Below are 17107 nucleotides of genomic sequence, written 5' to 3' on the forward strand. Positions count from 1 at the left end.
GGGTGACGAAAACAGATGCTGAAGACGGGGATCAAGACTTGGGTGCTGGCGGCGGGCCTCGCGCTCGCCGGCGTCGCCGGTACGGGCAGCGCCGCGCTCGCCGCCCAGCCGGCCCAGGCCTCGCGGCCCGGCGTGCCCGCCGCGCTGCAGCCGGCCAATGCCGCCGATCCGGCTGCCCCGGCGGCGAACGCCGCGGTGGAGGCGACGAACCTGTCCGACGCCGCACAGCGCCCGGTCGCGCCCGACCAGGCGCCGGAGCTGCGCGCCGACGGCGCACCCGCGCTCGCCGCCACCCCGCGCCTGGGCCAGCCCACCGACGGGCTGATGGGCATCCAGCCGCAGGTGACGAAGAACGGCCTGCGCGCGCACTGGTTTCACGATCGCATCCTCTTCCCGCTCATCACGATCATCTCGCTCTTCGTGCTGGGGCTGCTGGTCTACGTGGTCATCCGTTTCCGCGCGGCGGCCAACCCCACGCCCAGCAAGACCAGCCACAACACCTTCATCGAGGTGGTGTGGACGCTTGTTCCCGTGCTGATCCTCGTCGCCATCGCCGTGCCCTCGATCGGGCTGCTGTCGGCGCAGTTCAAGCCGGCGCCATCGGGTGCCGTCACGCTGAAGGCGATCGGCAACCAATGGTATTGGAGCTACCAATATCCGGATCACGGCGGGATCGAGATCACCGCCAACATGCTGAAGGAAAAGGGTGAGGTTCCCGCCGGCGAGCGGTTCCGCACCGATGCCGACGGTCCGCGCCTGATGGCGACGGACAACCGCATCGTCCTGCCGGTGGGCGTGCCGATCCGGCTCATCACCACCGCGAACGACGTGATCCACAGCTGGGCGGTGCCCGCGTTCTGGATCAAGCTGGACGCCATTCCCGGCCGGTTGAACGAGACCAGCTTTACCATCGACAAGCCCGGCGTCTACTTCGGTCAGTGCTCCGAGCTGTGCGGCGCGCGCCACGCCTACATGCCGATCGCGGTGGAGGCGGTGACGCCCGCGCAGTTCGCCGCCTGGGTCCGCGCCAAGGGCGGCACGATGCCGACGCCCGGCAAGGCCAGCGACGCCGCCATCCCGCAGCCGGGCAGCGACAACGCGGCGGGCGCCGCGGCGGAGGCCGCCATCGTCGACAATCTGACGGGGCCGACGCAGAACGTCACCGCCGTCTCTCCCACCTCCCCGCAGGGCGCCACCGGGAATCCCGGCGGCCTCGGCGACACCGGACGCTAAGCCATGACCGACACCGCGCTCCATCCGCAAGGACACGCCTTCGAGGCGCACCACGCCGATCACCACGACGCGCACGCCGACCATCATCCCGGCTTTTTCGCACGCTGGTTCATGTCGACGAACCATAAGGACATCGGCACGCTGTACCTGATCTTCGCGATTGTCGCGGGGATCATCGGCGGCGCGATCTCGGGCCTGATGCGCGCCGAGCTGATGCATCCGGGCATCCAGTATCTGCCCGGCTGGGTCGCGATGCTGCACGGCGGCGCGGACCAGACGTTCGACCAGGCGCTGCACCTGTGGAACGTCCTCGTCACCGCGCACGGCCTCATCATGGTCTTCTTCATGGTGATGCCCGCGATGATCGGCGGCTTCGGCAATTGGTTCGTGCCGATCATGATCGGCGCGCCCGACATGGCGTTCCCGCGGATGAACAACATCAGCTTCTGGCTGCTGGTGCCCGCCTTCGCGCTGCTGCTCGCCTCGCCGTTCTTCGGCGGGGCCGGCACCGGCTGGACGGTGTACGCACCGCTCTCGACCTACGGCGAGCCGGGGCCGAGCGTGGACATGGCGATCCTCTCGCTCCACCTGGCGGGTGCCTCGTCGATCCTGGGCGCGATCAACTTCATCACAACCATCTTCAACATGCGTGCGCCGGGCATGACGCTGCACAAGATGCCGCTGTTCGTGTGGTCGGTGCTGGTCACCGCCTTCCTGCTGCTGCTCGCGCTGCCGGTGCTGGCCGCCGCCATCACGATGCTGCTGACCGACCGCAATTTCGGCACCACCTTCTACGATCCCGCCGGCGGCGGCGATCCGGTGCTGTACCAGCATCTGTTCTGGTTCTTCGGCCATCCCGAAGTCTACATCATGATCCTGCCCGGCTTCGGCATCGTCAGCCACATCGTGGCGACCTTCAGCCGCAAGCCCGTGTTCGGCTACCTCGGCATGGCCTATGCCATGGTCGCGATCGGCGTGGTCGGCTTCGTGGTGTGGGCGCACCACATGTTCACGACCGGCATGAGCGTGAACGTGAAGATGTACTTCACCGCCGCGACCATGGTGATCGCGGTGCCCACCGGCATCAAGATCTTCAGCTGGATCGCGACGATGTGGGGCGGCTCGCTCCGCTTCCCCACGCCGATGGTGTGGGCGATCGGCTTCATCTTCATGTTTACCGTGGGCGGCGTGACGGGCGTCGTGCTCGCCAACGGCGGTGTCGACGACTACATGCAGGACACTTATTACGTGGTGGCGCACTTCCACTACGTGCTCAGCCTGGGCGCGGTGTTCTCGCTCTTCGCCGGCTTTACCTATTGGTTCCCGAAGATGTCGGGCCGGATGATGAGCGAGTTGCTGGGCCAGCTGCACTTCTGGACGTTCTTCATCGGCGTGAACATCCTCTTCTTCCCGATGCATTTCCTGGGTCTGCAGGGCATGCCGCGCCGCTATCCCGACTATCCGGACGCCTTCGCGCACTGGAACAACGTCGCGACGATCGGCTACATGGTGATGGCCGCGGGCATGGCGATCTTCTTCGTCAACGTGGTCTACTCGCTGCTGGCGGGCAGGAAGGCGCCCGACAACCCCTGGGGCGAGGGCGCGACCACGCTGGAGTGGACGCTGTCCAGCCCGCCGCCGTTCCACCAGTTCGAGACACTGCCCAAGATCGACTGATGCGAGGCGGGGAAGCGAGAGCTTCCCCGCCTTCTTTCTGCCTGCGGCAGAAAGCGCATCGGTCCGGCCGGCGCGGGCAGCGCCCGCGTCCGTCGTCACGGCTTTGCCGTGACGGCTCGCATTCTCCCTCCGCCCTCCGGGGCGGGGCCATGCGACGCTGTCCTACACGTCCCTCACGCGCCAAAAGAAACGGGTCGCACGCCCCACCGGCATACGACCCGCTCCGTCTCATCGGCGATACATGCGTATCGCCTCAACACTCTCAACGTTCGCGCCGTGCGGCAGGCTCAGCCCGCGGCCTTGCCCGGCACGTTGACGCCCATCGATTGCAGGTATCGCTTCACGTTGCGGGCCGCCTGGCGCAGCCGCTGTTCGTTCTCGACCATCGCGATGCGGACGAAGCCCTCGCCGTTCTCGCCGTAGCCGACGCCCGGCGCCACCGCGACCTTGGCGTGGGTCAGCAACTGCTTGGAGAATTCCAGCGACCCCAGGTGCTGCAACGCCGGCGGCAGCGGCGCCCAGGCGAACATCGAGGCGGGCGGCGAGGGGATGTCCCACCCCGCGCGCGCGAAGCTCTCGACCAGCACGTCGCGGCGCTTGTGGTACAGCTGGCGGTTCTTCTCGACGATGTCCTGCGGGCCGTTCAGTGCCGCGCACGCCGCGGCCTGGATCGGCGTGAAGGCGCCGTAGTCGAGGTAGGATTTCACCCGCGTCATCGCCGCGATCAGCTTCGCATTGCCCACGGCGAACCCCATGCGCCAGCCGGCCATCGAGTAGGTCTTGGACAGCGAGGTGAACTCGATCGCCACGTCCTTGGCGCCCGGCACCTGCAGGATGGAGACGGTCGGCTTGCCGTCAAAATACAGCTCGGAATAGGCGAGATCGGACAGGATCCACACCTTGTGCTCCTTCGCCCAGGCGACCAGCCGCTCGTAGAAGGCGAGGTCCACCGTCTCCGCGGTCGGGTTCGACGGATAGTTGACGACCAGGATCGACGGGCGCGGCACGGTGAAGGCGATCGCGCGGTCCAGCGACTCCCAGTATCGCTCGTCCGGCGTCGTCGGCACCGCGCGGATCGTGGCGCCGGCGATGATGAAGCCGAAGGTGTGGATCGGGTAGCTGGGGTTCGGCGCCAGCACGACGTCCCCCGGCGCGGTGATCGCGGTGGCGAGGCTGGCCAGCCCCTCCTTCGATCCCATCGTCACGACGACCTCGGTCTCCGGATCGACGTCGACGCCAAAGCGGCGGCCGTAATATTGGGCCTGCGCGCGGCGAAGGCCGGGGATGCCGCGCGACTGCGAATACCCGTGCGCGTCGGGCTTGCGCACCACTTCGACCAGCTTCTCGATGACGTGGTCGGGCGGCGGCAGGTCGGGATTGCCCATGCCCAGGTCGATGATGTCCTCGCCCCCGCTGCGCGCCTGCGCCCGCATCGCGTTCACCTCGGCGATGACGTAGGGCGGCAGGCGCTTGATGCGGTAGAAATCGTCGGACACGGGCGGAACCTCGCTTTCGCTGCCATCCTTAACCAACATGGCGTGGGCACGGAACCCGCGCTATGCACCCGCGCGAGAGGACGCCGCATGACCGACCAGCCGCCGCCCCCGACGCCGCCGACGCTGGAGGAGCTCCAGCACTGGACCTGGCTGATGGGCCGCACGCAGCAGATGATGCTGGAGGCCGGCTTCGACGCGCTGCCCGCCGACGCGAACCCGCTGGCGCGCCAGGTGCGTGATTTCTGGTCGGATCAGCTCGCCCTGTTCGAGCGCATGACCAAGCCCGCCGTCGCACCGGCCGACGCGCCGGAGAAGGACCGCCGCTTCGCCGCGCCGCAGTGGCGCGACAATCCCTATTTCGCCTGGATCCGGCAGAGCTACGCGCTGATGGCCGAGCACCTGCTGCGCGGCGTCGACCGGCTGGAGGGCGTGGACGAGAAGACCCGCGACCAGCTGCGCTTCGCCGCCAGGGGCTTCGTCGACGCCGCCAGCCCGTCGAACTTCGCCTTCACCAATCCCGAGGTGATCGAGAAGACGATCGAGACGCGCGGGCAGAACCTGATCGACGGCATGCAGAAGCTGCTCGCCGATATCGGCAAGGGCCAGCTGACCCATACCGATCCGACCGCGTTCGAGGTGGGCCGCAACCTGGCGACGACGCCGGGCAAGGTGGTGAAGCGGACGCCGCTGTACGAGCTGATCCACTATGCGCCGACCACGGACACGGTGCTCGCGACGCCGCTGGTGATCTTCCCGCCGTGGATCAACCGCTTCTACATCCTCGATCTCACGCCGGAGAAGAGCTTCATCCGCTGGGCCGTGGACCAGGGGCTGAGCGTGTTCATGGTCAGCTGGAAGTCCGCCGACGCGTCCATGGTGGACGTGGCGTGGGACGATTACGTCGCGGCGCAGGTGGACGCGGTGGACACGATCCGGGCGCTGCTGGACGTGCCGGGCGTCCACGCCATCGGCTATTGCGTCGCGGGCACCACGCTGGCCGCGACGCTGGCGCTGCTGGCGGCGCGCGGCGAGGCGGACAAGGTCGCCAGCGCCACCTTCTTCACCGCGCAGGTCGATTTCGCGCGGGCGGGCGACCTGACGCACTTCGTCGACGACGAGCAGCTGGCGCTGATCCGCACGCTCAGTCCGCAGGGGTTCCTCGACGGGCGCTACATGGCCGCGACGTTCAACCTGCTGCGCGGGCGCGACCTGATCTGGAACTACGTCACGAACAATTACCTACTCGGCAAGGATTACAGCGCATTCGACCTGCTGCACTGGAACGGCGACACCACCAATCTGCCGGCCAGGTGGCACCTGTCCTACCTGACCGATCTCTACCGCGACAACCGGCTGGTGCAGCCGGGCGCGATGTCGGTGGCGGGAGTGCCGCTGGATCTGACCCGGGTGGCGACGCCCAGCTACGTCCAGGCGGGGCGAGAGGACCATATCGCCCCCGCGGAGAGCGTGTGGAAGCTGACGCATCATTTCCGCGGGCCGTTGCGCTTCGTGCTGGCTGGGTCGGGCCATATCGCGGGCGTGGTGAACCCGCCCGCCGCGCGCAAGTATCAATACTGGACCAACGACGGCGAGGCCGCGTCGCTGGACGAGTTCGTCGCCGGCGCGACGGAGACCAAGGGCAGCTGGTGGCCCGACTGGATCGCGTGGCTGCGCGGTCACGGTGCGGACGAGCGCCCGGCCACCGGTGCGCGGCAGCCGGGCGGCGGCAACCTGCCGGCGCTGGACGATGCGCCCGGCCGCTACGTGCGGGAACGCTGACCGCCTCTTGCTGCACTGCACAATTCAGCCTTGCATTCGGTTGCAGGTGCCACTATTGTGCAGTGCAACAAGGAGGAGCAGGATATGGCCCAGCCGATCGATCGCAAGCGCTCGCCCGCCGCGTCCAAGCCGCGCGTCGCCAAGCCGGTGGTCGCGGCGTCGTCGCCCGACGCCTCCGTCATCGAGCCGGTCGCGACGATACCGGCCCCCGCGGCACCCGCTGACGCAGCGCCGGTCGCCGTGGTCGAGCCCGCCGTGTCGCCGGCACCTATCGCAGTCGAGGAAACACCGATGAACGAGACCATCCGCAACGCGGCCGAGAACGTCCAGGCCTCCGCCCAGGCGAACGTCGCCAAGTTCGGCGAGCAGGCGAAGTCCGCGTTCGAGAAGGGCAAGGTCCATCTCGAGGACTATGCCGAGTTCCAGAAGGGCAACGTCGAGGCGCTGGCCGAGTCGGCGCGCATCGCCGCCAAGGGCTTCGAGACGCTGGGCCAGGACGCCGCCGCCTTCGCGAAGCGGTCGTTCGACACCACGTCGGAGACGCTGAAGGCGATGGCGCAGGTCAAGTCGCCGACCGAGCTGATGAAGCTGCAGGCCGACTATCTGCGCGGCGCGTTCGACGCCCTCGTCGCCGAGACGTCGCGCTCGACCGAGGCGTCGCTGAAGCTGGCAGGCGAGGTCGCCAAGCCGCTGCAGAACCGCATGGCGCTGGCCGCGGAAAAGGTGAAGGTCGCCGCGTAACACGGCGCCCGACGACGGACGGGGGGCGGTCGCCGCGGTGCGGCCGCCCCTTTTTCGTGCGCGCCGCGTCTTGCCCTCCCGCCCTCGCTTGCCATATCCCGCGCCGTGTCCATGCAACGACGACTCCCTTCGATGGCCGGTCCCGAGGACGACGGCGCGGATAACGGCGGCACCGGCGTCGGCATCGCCACGCGCACGCGGTCGAAGACGAAGAAGCCGACTCCCTATCGCGTGCTGATGCTGAACGACGACTACACGCCGATGGAGTTCGTCGTCCTGTGCCTCCAGCGTTTCTTCCGCATGAGCGTGGAGGAGGCGACGCGGGTGATGCTGCACGTCCACCAGAAGGGCGTGGGCGTGTGCGGTGTCTTCTCCTACGAGGTGGCGGAGACGAAGGTGGGGCAGGTGATGGACTTCGCCCGGCAGAACCAGCACCCGCTGCAATGCACGCTGGAGAAGGCGTGATCTGATCTTGCCGCGGCGCCGCCACGCGCGATAGTCTTTCTGCCGAAGGAGAGGCTCATGTGCGATGCCGACACCGACGCCGACAATGTCCGGCTGTCCCGACGCCAGTTCGCGCTGGGCGCCAGCGTGGGCAGCATGGCGGCGCTGCTGCCCAGCCCCGCGGATGCCCGCCCCGCCGCCGGGCGGGCCGTGACGATCGAGACGCCCGACGGCCCGGCGCAGGCCTATTTTGCCGCGCCGACGACCGGGCGGCACCCCGCGGTGTTGGTGTGGCCCGACATCATGGGGCTGCGCCCGGCGTTCGAGGGAATGGCGGTGCGACTGGCCGAATCGGGCTATGCCGTGCTGGCCGTGAACCAGTTCCACCGATCGACGAAGACGCCCTTCACCGCGCTGCCCGACGCGCGGGCGAAGGCGATGGAGTGGCGCAAGGCGATCACGCCCGAGGCGACGACGCGCGACGCGCTCGCCTTCGCGCGTTGGCTGGACGCGCGCAAGGAGGTCGATGCCGGGCGGCCGATGGCCTCGACCGGCTATTGCATGGGCGGGCCGATGACCTTCCTCACCGCCGCCGCGCTGCCCGCGCGGGTGCGCGCCATCGCCTCGTTCCACGGCGCGGGGATGGTGGGCGAGGCGCCGACCAGTCCGGTCCGGCTGATTCCCCGGCTGAAGGGACGCGCACTGATCGCGATCGCGCAGAACGACGATGCGCGCGCGCCCGGCGACAAGGACGCGCTGCGCGCCGCCTTCACCGCGGCGAACCTGCCGGCGGAGATCGAGGTGTACCCCGCCAACCACGGCTGGTGCCCGCCGGACAGCCCCGCCTACGACAAGGACCAGGCGGAGCGCGCCTGGGCGCGGCAGCTGGCGCTGCTGAAGACGCTGTAGGGAGGAGGCCGGCGTGGCATTGACCTTCTACACCAATCCCATGTCGCGCGGCCGCATCGCGCGCTGGATGCTGGAGGAGACGGGCGAGCCGTACGAGACGGTGCTGGTCGACTGGACCGACAAGCCCACCGCGCTGCTGGCCGCCAACCCGCTGGGCAAGGTGCCGACGATCGAGCACGACGGCCATGTCGTCAGCGAGGCGGCGGCGATCTGCGCCTATTGCGCGGAGGCGTTTCCCGCCGCCGGACTGGCGCCGACCGCGGCGGAGCGCGCGCCCTACCTGCGCTGGATGTTCTTCACCGCGGGGCCGCTGGAGGCGGCGATGATGGACAAGGCGCTGGGCGCGGAGGTGCCCGCCGCCAAGCGCGGCATGGTCGGCTACGGCAGCTTCGCCGAGGCGGTGGACACGCTGGAGCACGCCGTGTCGCGCGCGCCGTACGTGGCCGGCGACCGCTTCACCGCGGCGGACGTCTACGTCGGCAGCGCGGTGGGATGGTTCACGCAGTTCGGCATGCTGGATAAGCGCCCCGCCTTCACCGACTATCTTGCCCGGCTGTGGAACCGCCCCGCCTGGGTGCGCGCGCGGGAGATCGACGACGCGTTGATGCCGGCGGCGTGACGCGGGAGCGGCGCGCTACTCCGCCGCCAGCCGCCTCGCCACCTCCGCCAGCTGGTCCGCGGAGGCGCCCCAGCCCGCCTCGAACCCCATGGCCTCGTGCCCGGCGCGCGCCGCCTCGGTCCAGTGGCGCGCGATTGCCTCATATCGGGTGCGCCCGTCGCCCAGGTCCTCGAACCGGTCGATCCGCACCATGAAGGGACCGGCGGGATGCCAGTCGGCGGTGACGGCGTCGGTGGCGACCACCAGACGCTCGGGCACGACCTCCAGGTAGATGCCCGACAGCGGCTGCTCCTCGCCATCCGGGCCGCGGAACACCATCTCGCTCCGGCCGCCGGGGCGCAGCTCCTGGGTCACGATCTCGGCGCGCCAGGGCCGCGGGCACAGCCATTCCTCGCCATGCTCGCTCCACGCGCGCCACACCGCGGCGACGGGCGCATCGATGACGCGCTCCAGCTTCAGCTCGTGGCTCACCGGATCGCCTCCTCGATGGCGGCGACGTCGATCTTCACCATCGTCATCATCGCCGCGAAGGCGCGCCGGCGCACGCCCGCATCGCCGCTCGCCATCGCATCGTTCAGGACACGCGGCGTGATCTGCCACGAATAGCCCCAGCGATCGGTGCACCAGCCGCACGCCTGCGCCGCGCCGCCGTTGCCGAGGATCGCGTCCCAGTAGCGGTCGGTCTCGGCCTGGTCCGCGGTCTCCACCATGAACGACACCGCCTGGCTGGGCTTCGTATCGGGACCGCCGTTCAGCCCCATGAAGCGCTGCCCGAGCAGGGTGAAATCCACCACCAGCTCGTCGCCCGCGCTGCCGGCGGGAAAGTCGGTCGGCGCGGCATAGGCACCGTCGACATGGCTGTCGGGAAAGGTCGCCGTGTAGAACTCGGCCGCCTTGCGGGCCTCGCCGTGGTCGAACCAGAGGCAGGTACGGAATCGCGCGCCCATCTCACTTCTCCTTGCGCGGGCCCACCAGCCCGACCTGATGGCCGTGCGGGTCGGTGATGTTGGCGGAATGGTCGCCGCCCGGGATCGGGTCCGGCCCCTGGACCAGCGCGCCGCCCCTCGCCTGTGCCGTGAGGATGGCGGCGTCGATGTCGGGCACGTTGACGTACCAGTTCCACCGCGCTGGCGCGCCCGTCAGTGCGCTGGACATGATCGCGCCGGGACGAAAATCCTGTCCCTTGCCGATGAAGGCGTACTCGCCCATGTCTCCCATCGGCATCGCCCCCGCCTTTTCCCATCCGAACAGCGCGCCGTAAAAGGCGAAGGCGGCGTCGGGATCGGGCGTGGCCAGTTCGATCCACACGCCGTGCCCCATCGCCTGCGCCGTCTGTTCGAACGCTCGCGACGGCTCCGCGCCGGTGCCGCGCATGATCGTGAAGGCGACGCCCTGCGGATCGTGCGCCACCGCGAAGCGGCCGACATGGGGGATGTCGGCCGGGCCGAACGCGATCGATCCGCCAAGCCCGCTGATACGCCGCGCCGCGTCGTCCACGTCCTCCACGCCGAGATAGACGGACCAGCCGACGGCGGCCGGAGCCTGCGGCGGCGGCGTCATCAGCCCGGCGACGTCGACGCCCTCGGGCGTGCTGGCGATCAGGTAGCCGCCGTGCTCCGCCATGGGCGAGGGCGCCACCTGCCAGCCGGCGAGGGCGGCATAGAAGTCGCCCGAAGCCGCCGCATCCGGCGTGTGGAGCTCGAACCAGACCGGGTGTCCCTGCTTCTCCGTCATCTGTTCCACCCTCCGTTCACAGCAACAGCAGCGGCGTGAAGCCGCCGAACATCATGCGCTTGCCGTCCATGCCGCGTTCGTCGGGCGATCCGGCGAGCCGGTCGTCGGCCATCAGCTTCTCCCAAGCGGCGTCGCGCACCGCCTTGGACGGCCACTCGATCCAGCCGAAGGCGACGCTCTCGCCCTCCTTCAGGTGCGTGGCGCGCTTGTAGTCGGTGACCTTGCCGTCGGGCACGTCGTCACCCCAGGCATCGACGACGCGGGTGGCGCCATGCTCGACGAATGCCTCGGCCGAGCTGCGGCTGAAGGCGAGATACGCCGCCTTCGCGTCGGTCGCGGCGGGCACGACGACGCCGTCGAGATAGCCGAAGTCGCCACCGGGTCCCGCCTCGTTGATGACGTCGAAGCCGGCGTAGATCATGCGGCTGCCGTCGAACGGCATGTCGGCGCCCATCGCCTCCATCCGCGGATCCGCCATCATTTGCGCGTTGGCGGCGTCGCGCGCCGCCTTGTCGGGATATTCGAACCAGCTGAACAGCACGGTCTCGCCGTCCTTCGCCTGTACCGCGGACCACAGGTCGTTGACCGTGCCGCGCGGCACGTCGTCGCCCCATGTCTCCACGAAGCGCGCGGCGCCGAACTCCTTCACCAGCGCCGCGGCCTCGCGCGCGTGGGCGACGTAGCGATCCCGGTTCTGCGTCGGCACGGCGGTGACGAATCCCTCGACATAGGTCATGCGATCTCTCCCTCGCCGGCCAGGCCCTGTGCCTTCAGCCACTCGTCGAAGCCTGGCGGCGGTGCGCCGGTGAAGCCCGCCAGCTGGTCCGCCAGCGCCCGCGCGAAGGCAGGTCGCGCCTCGCCGCGCGCGACATAGGCGGCGAGATTGTCGTAGCGGTCGAGAAAGCCGTCGCCGGCGACGATCCGCAGAACCGACACCATCATCAGGTCGCCCGCGGTGAAGGTGTCGCCCTCCAGCCAGGATTTGCTGCCCAGCCGGTTCGACAATTCGTCCAGCCGCCCGTGAATGCGCTGCTCGACCGCGGGCAGGCGCGGCTTGGACCACGGTTCCGCGCGCTCGAACAGGGTGGCGATGGCGTGATCCATGATCGGCGGCTCGACCGTGTTCAGCGCGGCGAACACCCACTCGATCGCGCGGGCGCGCCCGTCCCGCGTTTCGGGCAGCAGGCCGTCGTGCGTATCGGCGACGTGCAGCACGATCGCGCCCGATTCGAAGAGGACGAGGTCGCCCTCCTCGTAGGTCGGCACCTGGCCGAACGGCTGGCGTCCGCGATGCGGCGCGCCCTTCTGCTCGCCCTGCGACAGGTAGAGCACGTCGTAGGGCTGCCCCACTTCCTCGAGCGCCCAGCGCACGCGCAGGTCGCGCACCTGGCCGCGAGCGAAATCGGGCACCCAGTCGAAGGCGGTGATGATCGGCTTCATCGTTCCTCTCCTCTCTCTGTCTCGTCTCAGGCTTGTGCGGGCGCGGCGAACGCCTGCTCCGCCGCCGCCATGTCCATGAAGAACGGACCCCAGCCGTGGCCGTCCGGATCCTCGAAGGCGCGGCTGTACATGTAGCCGTGGTCCTCCGCCCCGTGCGCCTCGCGTCCGCCCGCGGCGATCGCCGCCTCGGTGATGGCGTCCACTGCGGCGCGGCTGTCCAACGACAGCGCGAACAGCGCCTGCGTCTCCGTCGCCGGGTCGACGATCCGCTTCGGCGTGAAGGTGGCGTAGAAGCCGTGCTCCAGCAGCATCACGTTGATCGTGTCCGACCAGACCATGCCCGACCCGCGCTCGTTGGAGAACATCTCGTTCTTCTCGAACCCGATCGCCTCGTAGAAGGCGGTGGACCGGGCGACGTCCGCCACCGGCAGATTCACGAAGATCATCTTCGGCATGGCACGCTCTCCCTCCCGGCGACTCGCCGCCTTGCCGTTGGTGCCTTCTTCGGTTATTAAAAGCAACGATGAAGTTAGAAAAGGTAACGAAAGAGCGCCGCTGGTACGACGACGCGTGCGGCACCGCGCTGGCGCTGGAGTTCGTCGGCGAGCGCTGGTCGCTGCTCGTCATGCGAGAACTGGTCTACGGCCCGCGGCGCTTCGGCGAGATCCGCGCCAACCTGCCCGGCATCAGCGCCAATGTGCTGACGCAGCGGCTGGAGAGCCTGGAGGCGGCGGGCATCCTCGTTCGCCGGCGGCTGCCCTCTCCCGCCAACGTGCAGGTCTACGACCTGACCGACTGGGGCCGAGACGCGGCGCCGCTGATCCGCGATCTCGGCCGCTGGGCGGCGCGCTCGCCGCGGCACGATCCGCTGCTGTTCATGTCGCCGGCGTCGATGATGATGTCGTTCGACGCGCTGATGGACCGCGAGCGTGCGCGCGGCGTCCGGCTCACGGTCGGGTGCCGCTTCCCCGGCGACGGCTTCGTCGTCGACGTGGACGACGGCCGCCTGTCCGTCCGCCGCGGGGAGGCGGCGGCGGTGGACGCCACCTTCGAGGGCGACACGATGGCGCTGCGCGTGACCGTCTACGGCAAGATGCCGTTCGGCGGGGAGGGCGGCGCGACGGTGACCGGCGACCTCGCCGCCGCGCAGCGTTTCGTCGATCTGTTCCGGTTGCCGGAGAAGATCGCCTGAGCCGCGCGTTGGCGCCGCTTGAACAGCGCCCGACTTAATGCCTAAGGCGGGAGCGAAAGGCTTTCGCATGACCGACATTCCGAACACCCTGCCCGACAGCCGGGAAACGACGATCCTCGACGCGCCCGACCGGATGGTCAGCGTGCGCGACCTGTTCGGGATCGACGTCGACATGGAATGCCCGGCCTTCAGCGAGGCGGACGAGCGCGTGCCCGATCTCGACCCCGCCTACGTCTTCGATCCCGATACGACGCTGGCGGTGCTGGCGGGCTTCGCGCACAACCGTCGCGTGATGGTGCAGGGCTATCACGGCACCGGCAAGTCGACGCATATCGAGCAGGTGGCGGCGCGGCTGAAATGGCCGTGCATCCGCATCAACCTGGACGCGCATATCAGCCGCATCGACCTCGTCGGGCGCGACGCGATCGTGCTGCGCGACGGGCAGCAGGTGACGGAGTTCCGCGAGGGGCTGCTCCCCTGGGCGTTGCAGACGCCGACCGCCCTGGTGTTCGACGAGTACGACGCCGGGCGGCCCGACGTGATGTTCGTGATCCAGCGTGTGCTGGAGACGGAGGGCAAGCTGACGCTGCTCGACCAGAACCGCGTGATCCGCCCCAACCCGCACTTCCGCCTGTTCGCCACGGCGAACACCGTGGGCCTGGGCGACACCAGCGGGCTGTACCACGGCACGCAGCAGATCAACCAGGGCCAGATGGACCGCTGGAACGTGGTGGTCACGCTGAACTATCTGCCGGCCTCGACGGAGGCGAACATCGTGCTCGCCAAGTCGGGCGAATACGACAAGCCCGAGGGCAAGAAGACGGTAGAGAACATGGTCCGCGTTGCCGACCTGACGCGCAAGGGCTTCGTCAACGGCGACATCTCCACGGTCATGAGCCCGCGTACCGTCATTACCTGGGCGCAGAACGCGCTGATCTTCAAGGACGTGGGCTTCGCCTTCCGTCTGTCGTTCCTCAACAAGTGCGACGAGGCGGAGCGCGCGCTGGTGGCGGAATATTACCAGCGCGTCTTCGGCAAGGATCTGCCGGAGAGCGTGGTGGCGAAAGCTTGAGCGGTGACGCGGGCCGAAGCTCTGGCCAAGCTGCGGACCCATCGCGAACAGCTCTACGCGATGGGGATCGAGCACGTGGCCATTTTCGGCTCGACCGCTCGCGATGAGGCGACGCCCGCGTCCGATCTGGATCTGGCGATCACCCTTCGTGCCGACATGCGGCTGGGATGGGACTATTTCGACCTCGATGAACGGGTTGGCAAGCTGCTCGGCGTACCCGTCGACCTAGTGTCGGATCCTGGCCGCCGGCCGCGACTGCTCGCTGCGATTGAGCGGGATCGCGTCGATGTTTTCTGAGCGCACGCGAGAGCGTATGCTTGACATCGTGGAGGATACGCGTCGCATCGGTATCTTTCTGGACGGGATGACCCTGGACGGTTTCCTCGCCAGCGAGCGCACGCTGTTTGCCGTTGAGCGATTGTTGCAGAGGATCACGGAGGCTACGATCCAGATCGATCCGGCCGATGCCGATCACTTGAGTGATATCGTGCCGTTCAGCAAGATGCGCGGATTGGGCAACAGATTGCGGCACGAGTATGGCGACCTTGATCGTGCGATCGTCTTCGACATCGCTCGCATCGAGGTGCCGGCATTGGGCACCGCGGCGGAGATCGCGCTCGAGAGCGACATGACTGATGGCGACTGACACCCCCCTCGACCGCTTCAAGGCCGTTCTCGGCGGCGCCGCCCGTGCACTCGCTGACGAGCCGGAGGTGGAGCTCGCCTTCACCGCGGACGCGCCGACGCAGTCGGGCAAGCACCTGAAGGTGCCGATGCCCGCGCGCGCACTGCCGGCGGAACAGGTGGCGGAGGCGCGCGGGTTCGCCGACCAGTTCGCGCTGCGGCTGCGCCTCCACGACGCCGCGCTGCACGCGCGCGCCGCGCCGGCGGACGCGACGGCGCGCGCCGTCTTCGACGCGGTGGAATTCGCGCGGGTGGAGGCGCTGGGCAGCCGCGGCTACGCCGGGATCGGCGAGAACCTCGCCAGCGCGCTCGACGTGCGGCTGCGCTCCGACCCGATCACGCGCGCCCGCACGCGCGACGAGGTGCCGCTGTCCACCGCCCTGTCGCTGCTGGTGCGCGAGGCGCTGACCGGCGTCGCGCCTCCGACGGCGGCGGAGGGCGGGCTGGCGATGGTGCGCGAGTGGATCGCCGGTCGTACCGACCTCGCCGCGCTGGAATTGGCGATCGACGACCAGCGCGCGTTCCAGTCGCTGACGCGCAAGCTGCTGGAGGACCTCCAGCTGGTCGAGGGCGAGCAGCTGCCCGACGATGGCGAGGACAGCGAGGGCGAGGAGCAGGGCGAGGAAGGCGGCGACGAGGGCGAGAACGAGGAAGGCGAGAGCGAGGGCGGGGAGGGCGAGGCGCAAGTCGAGGCGCGTGGGCAGGAGCGCGACGCCGAGGAGCAGGACGGCGAGGGACAGGAGGTCGAGAGCGACGACTTCGACGATGTCGACGGCGAACCGGGCGACGACGGCGAGGAGGGGATGCAGCCGGTGCGTCCCAATCGCCCGCCCACGGACCTGAACGCGCAGTTCGACTATCGCATCTGGTCGACGCAGTTCGACGAGATCGTCGCCGCGACCGACCTGTGCGATGCCGACGAGCTGGTGCGGCTGCGCGGCTATCTCGACCAGCAGCTGGTCCACCTGCAATCCGCGGTGTCGAAGCTCGCCAACCGGCTCCAGCGGCGATTGATGGCGCAGCAGAACCGGTCGTGGGACTTCGATCAGGAGGAAGGGCTGCTGGACGCCGCCCGGCTGGCGCGCGTCGTCGTCTCGCCGGGCCAGTCGCTGAGCTACAAGGTGGAGCGCGACACCGAGTTCCGCGACACGATCGTCACGCTGCTGATCGACAATTCCGGCTCCATGCGCGGTCGCCCGATCTCGATCGCGGCGATCAGCGCTGACATCCTGGCGCGCACGCTGGAGCGGTGCGGCGTGAAGACGGAGATCCTGGGCTTCACCACGCGCGCGTGGAAGGGCGGGCAGAGCCGCGAGGCGTGGCTCGCGGCGGGCCGCCCGCCGCAGCCCGGACGCCTCAACGACGTGCGCCACATCGTCTACAAGAAGGCCGACGAACCGTGGCGGCGCGCGCGCGCGAACCTGGGCCTGATGATGCGCGAGGGCCTGCTGAAGGAGAATATCGACGGCGAGGCGCTGTTGTGGGCGCACGCGCGGATGATGGCGCGGCCGGAGGAGCGGCGCATCCTGATGGTCATCTCCGACGGCGCGCCGGTGGACGATTCGACACTCAGCGTGAACTCGGGCTCGTATCTCGAGCGTCACCTGCGGCAGGTGATCGACTGGATCGAGAAGCGCTCCACCGTCGAACTGGTGGCGATCGGCATCGGCCACGACGTGACCCGCTACTATGCGCGCGCGGTGACGATCATGGATGCCGAGCAGCTGGGCGGCACGATGATCGAGCAGCTGGCGGCGCTGTTCGACGCCGAGTGACCGGGCTAGACCCGCCGCCGGGCGGCTTCGTCGGTCCGGTGAAGCGTTCCATCACCATCGCCGGGCACCCGACGTCGATCAGCCTGGAACCGCTGTTCTGGACCAGGCTGGAGGAAGCGGCGCGCGCGCGCAGCCTTCCCCTGTCCGCGCTGGTCGCGGCCGTCGACGCGCTGCGCATCGTCGCCGACGATCCGCCCAATCTCGCGAGCGCGCTGCGCACATGGTTGCTGGCACAGTCGCGCGACAATGATGCAAGTCGCTCGCAATAGCATTGACACTGCGAGTGGGTCGCAATAGCGGAGCCCCAAGGGA

General features: G+C 69.0%; 20 protein-coding genes. 13 read left to right on the top strand and 7 right to left on the bottom strand.

Annotated elements, in window-relative coordinates; translation table 11 throughout:
- Nucleotides 1–15 precede the first annotated feature (15 nt).
- Nucleotides 16–1233, top strand: coding sequence for a cytochrome c oxidase subunit II (coxB, locus tag HBH26_RS04755; protein ID WP_168133425.1), 1218 nt, complete (start codon nt 16–18; stop codon nt 1231–1233).
- A gap of 3 nt (nt 1234–1236) precedes the next feature.
- The gene (ctaD, locus tag HBH26_RS04760; RefSeq protein WP_168133426.1) at nt 1237–2910 is read left to right on the top strand and encodes a cytochrome c oxidase subunit I; all 1674 of its coding nucleotides are present in this window, start codon (nt 1237–1239) and stop codon (nt 2908–2910) included.
- Between the two features lie 287 nt (nt 2911–3197).
- On the opposite strand, the gene HBH26_RS04765 is transcribed toward ctaD, so the two are convergent.
- Nucleotides 3198–4406, bottom strand: a complete 1209-nt coding sequence (locus tag HBH26_RS04765) for an LL-diaminopimelate aminotransferase (RefSeq protein ID WP_168133427.1) — start codon at nt 4404–4406, stop codon at nt 3198–3200.
- An 87-nt stretch (nt 4407–4493) separates the two neighbouring features.
- Here HBH26_RS04765 and HBH26_RS04770 point away from each other — a divergent pair, with 87 nt between their 5' ends.
- The 5 genes from HBH26_RS04770 (at nt 4494) to HBH26_RS04790 (ending at nt 8898) form a co-directional block, all read left to right on the top strand.
- The gene (locus tag HBH26_RS04770) at nt 4494–6185 is read left to right on the top strand and encodes a PHA/PHB synthase family protein (protein ID WP_168133428.1); all 1692 of its coding nucleotides are present in this window, start codon (nt 4494–4496) and stop codon (nt 6183–6185) included.
- 84 nt (nt 6186–6269) lie between these two features.
- Nucleotides 6270–6926 carry a phasin family protein gene (locus HBH26_RS04775; RefSeq protein ID WP_168133429.1) on the top strand — a complete coding sequence of 219 codons (657 nt, stop codon included), beginning with the start codon at nt 6270–6272 and terminating at the stop codon, nt 6924–6926.
- 132 nt (nt 6927–7058) lie between these two features.
- Nucleotides 7059–7391: an ATP-dependent Clp protease adapter ClpS gene (gene clpS / locus HBH26_RS04780; RefSeq protein ID WP_168133430.1), complete on the top strand. Its 333-nt coding sequence runs from the start codon at nt 7059–7061 to the stop codon at nt 7389–7391.
- A 57-nt stretch (nt 7392–7448) separates the two neighbouring features.
- Nucleotides 7449–8279, top strand: coding sequence for a dienelactone hydrolase family protein (locus HBH26_RS04785; protein ID WP_168133431.1), 831 nt, complete (start codon nt 7449–7451; stop codon nt 8277–8279).
- A gap of 13 nt (nt 8280–8292) precedes the next feature.
- Entirely contained in the window at nt 8293–8898 is a 606-nt protein-coding gene (locus HBH26_RS04790) for a glutathione S-transferase family protein (RefSeq protein WP_338057241.1), read from the top strand.
- Between the two features lie 15 nt (nt 8899–8913).
- Here the strand turns inward: HBH26_RS04790 and HBH26_RS04795 are convergent, their stop codons facing one another.
- The 6 genes from HBH26_RS04795 to HBH26_RS04820 are packed head-to-tail and all read right to left on the bottom strand — an operon-like array spanning nt 8914 to nt 12527.
- Entirely contained in the window at nt 8914–9369 is a 456-nt protein-coding gene (locus tag HBH26_RS04795) for an SRPBCC domain-containing protein (protein ID WP_168133432.1), read from the bottom strand.
- Complete coding sequence (locus tag HBH26_RS04800; RefSeq protein ID WP_168133433.1) at nt 9366–9845, bottom strand: VOC family protein; 480 nt, start codon at nt 9843–9845, stop codon at nt 9366–9368. The genes HBH26_RS04795 and HBH26_RS04800 overlap by 4 nt, the downstream gene beginning before the upstream one ends.
- A 1-nt stretch (nt 9846) precedes the next feature.
- The gene (locus HBH26_RS04805) at nt 9847–10632 is read right to left on the bottom strand and encodes a VOC family protein (protein ID WP_168133434.1); all 786 of its coding nucleotides are present in this window, start codon (nt 10630–10632) and stop codon (nt 9847–9849) included.
- Between the two features lie 16 nt (nt 10633–10648).
- Nucleotides 10649–11368 (bottom strand): DUF1428 domain-containing protein, encoded by a 720-nt coding sequence (locus tag HBH26_RS21285; protein WP_168133435.1) that lies wholly within the window; start codon nt 11366–11368, stop codon nt 10649–10651.
- On the bottom strand, nt 11365–12072 hold the full coding sequence (locus HBH26_RS04815) for a glutathione S-transferase family protein (RefSeq protein ID WP_168133436.1): 708 nt from the start codon (nt 12070–12072) through the stop codon (nt 11365–11367). Before HBH26_RS04815 ends, HBH26_RS21285 begins: the two co-directional genes overlap by 4 nt.
- A 26-nt stretch (nt 12073–12098) precedes the next feature.
- Nucleotides 12099–12527: a VOC family protein gene (locus HBH26_RS04820; RefSeq protein WP_168133437.1), complete on the bottom strand. Its 429-nt coding sequence runs from the start codon at nt 12525–12527 to the stop codon at nt 12099–12101.
- Between the two features lie 68 nt (nt 12528–12595).
- On the opposite strand from HBH26_RS04820, the gene HBH26_RS04825 reads away from it, so the two are divergent.
- The 6 genes from HBH26_RS04825 to HBH26_RS04850 all read left to right on the top strand — a co-directional run bounded on the left by HBH26_RS04825 (nt 12596) and on the right by HBH26_RS04850 (nt 17064).
- A complete protein-coding gene (locus tag HBH26_RS04825; RefSeq protein WP_168133438.1) occupies nt 12596–13264 on the top strand; it encodes a winged helix-turn-helix transcriptional regulator in 669 nt (222 codons plus the stop codon).
- 67 nt (nt 13265–13331) lie between these two features.
- Nucleotides 13332–14336 carry a cobaltochelatase subunit CobS gene (gene cobS, locus HBH26_RS04830; protein WP_168133439.1) on the top strand — a complete coding sequence of 335 codons (1005 nt, stop codon included), beginning with the start codon at nt 13332–13334 and terminating at the stop codon, nt 14334–14336.
- A 3-nt stretch (nt 14337–14339) separates the two neighbouring features.
- Nucleotides 14340–14633: a nucleotidyltransferase domain-containing protein gene (locus HBH26_RS04835; protein WP_168133440.1), complete on the top strand. Its 294-nt coding sequence runs from the start codon at nt 14340–14342 to the stop codon at nt 14631–14633.
- A gap of 16 nt (nt 14634–14649) precedes the next feature.
- Nucleotides 14650–14982 carry a HepT-like ribonuclease domain-containing protein gene (locus HBH26_RS04840; protein WP_168133441.1) on the top strand — a complete coding sequence of 111 codons (333 nt, stop codon included), beginning with the start codon at nt 14650–14652 and terminating at the stop codon, nt 14980–14982.
- Nucleotides 14972–16795, top strand: coding sequence for a cobaltochelatase subunit CobT (gene cobT, locus HBH26_RS04845; RefSeq protein WP_168133442.1), 1824 nt, complete (start codon nt 14972–14974; stop codon nt 16793–16795). The genes HBH26_RS04840 and cobT overlap by 11 nt, the downstream gene beginning before the upstream one ends.
- Nucleotides 16792–17064, top strand: a complete 273-nt coding sequence (locus HBH26_RS04850) for a ribbon-helix-helix domain-containing protein (protein WP_168133443.1) — start codon at nt 16792–16794, stop codon at nt 17062–17064. The genes cobT and HBH26_RS04850 overlap by 4 nt, the downstream gene beginning before the upstream one ends.
- Nucleotides 17065–17107: the final 43 nt, after the last annotated feature.

This window comes from Sphingomonas corticis (assembly GCF_012035195.1).
Classification (GTDB): domain Bacteria; phylum Pseudomonadota; class Alphaproteobacteria; order Sphingomonadales; family Sphingomonadaceae; genus Sphingomonas; species Sphingomonas corticis.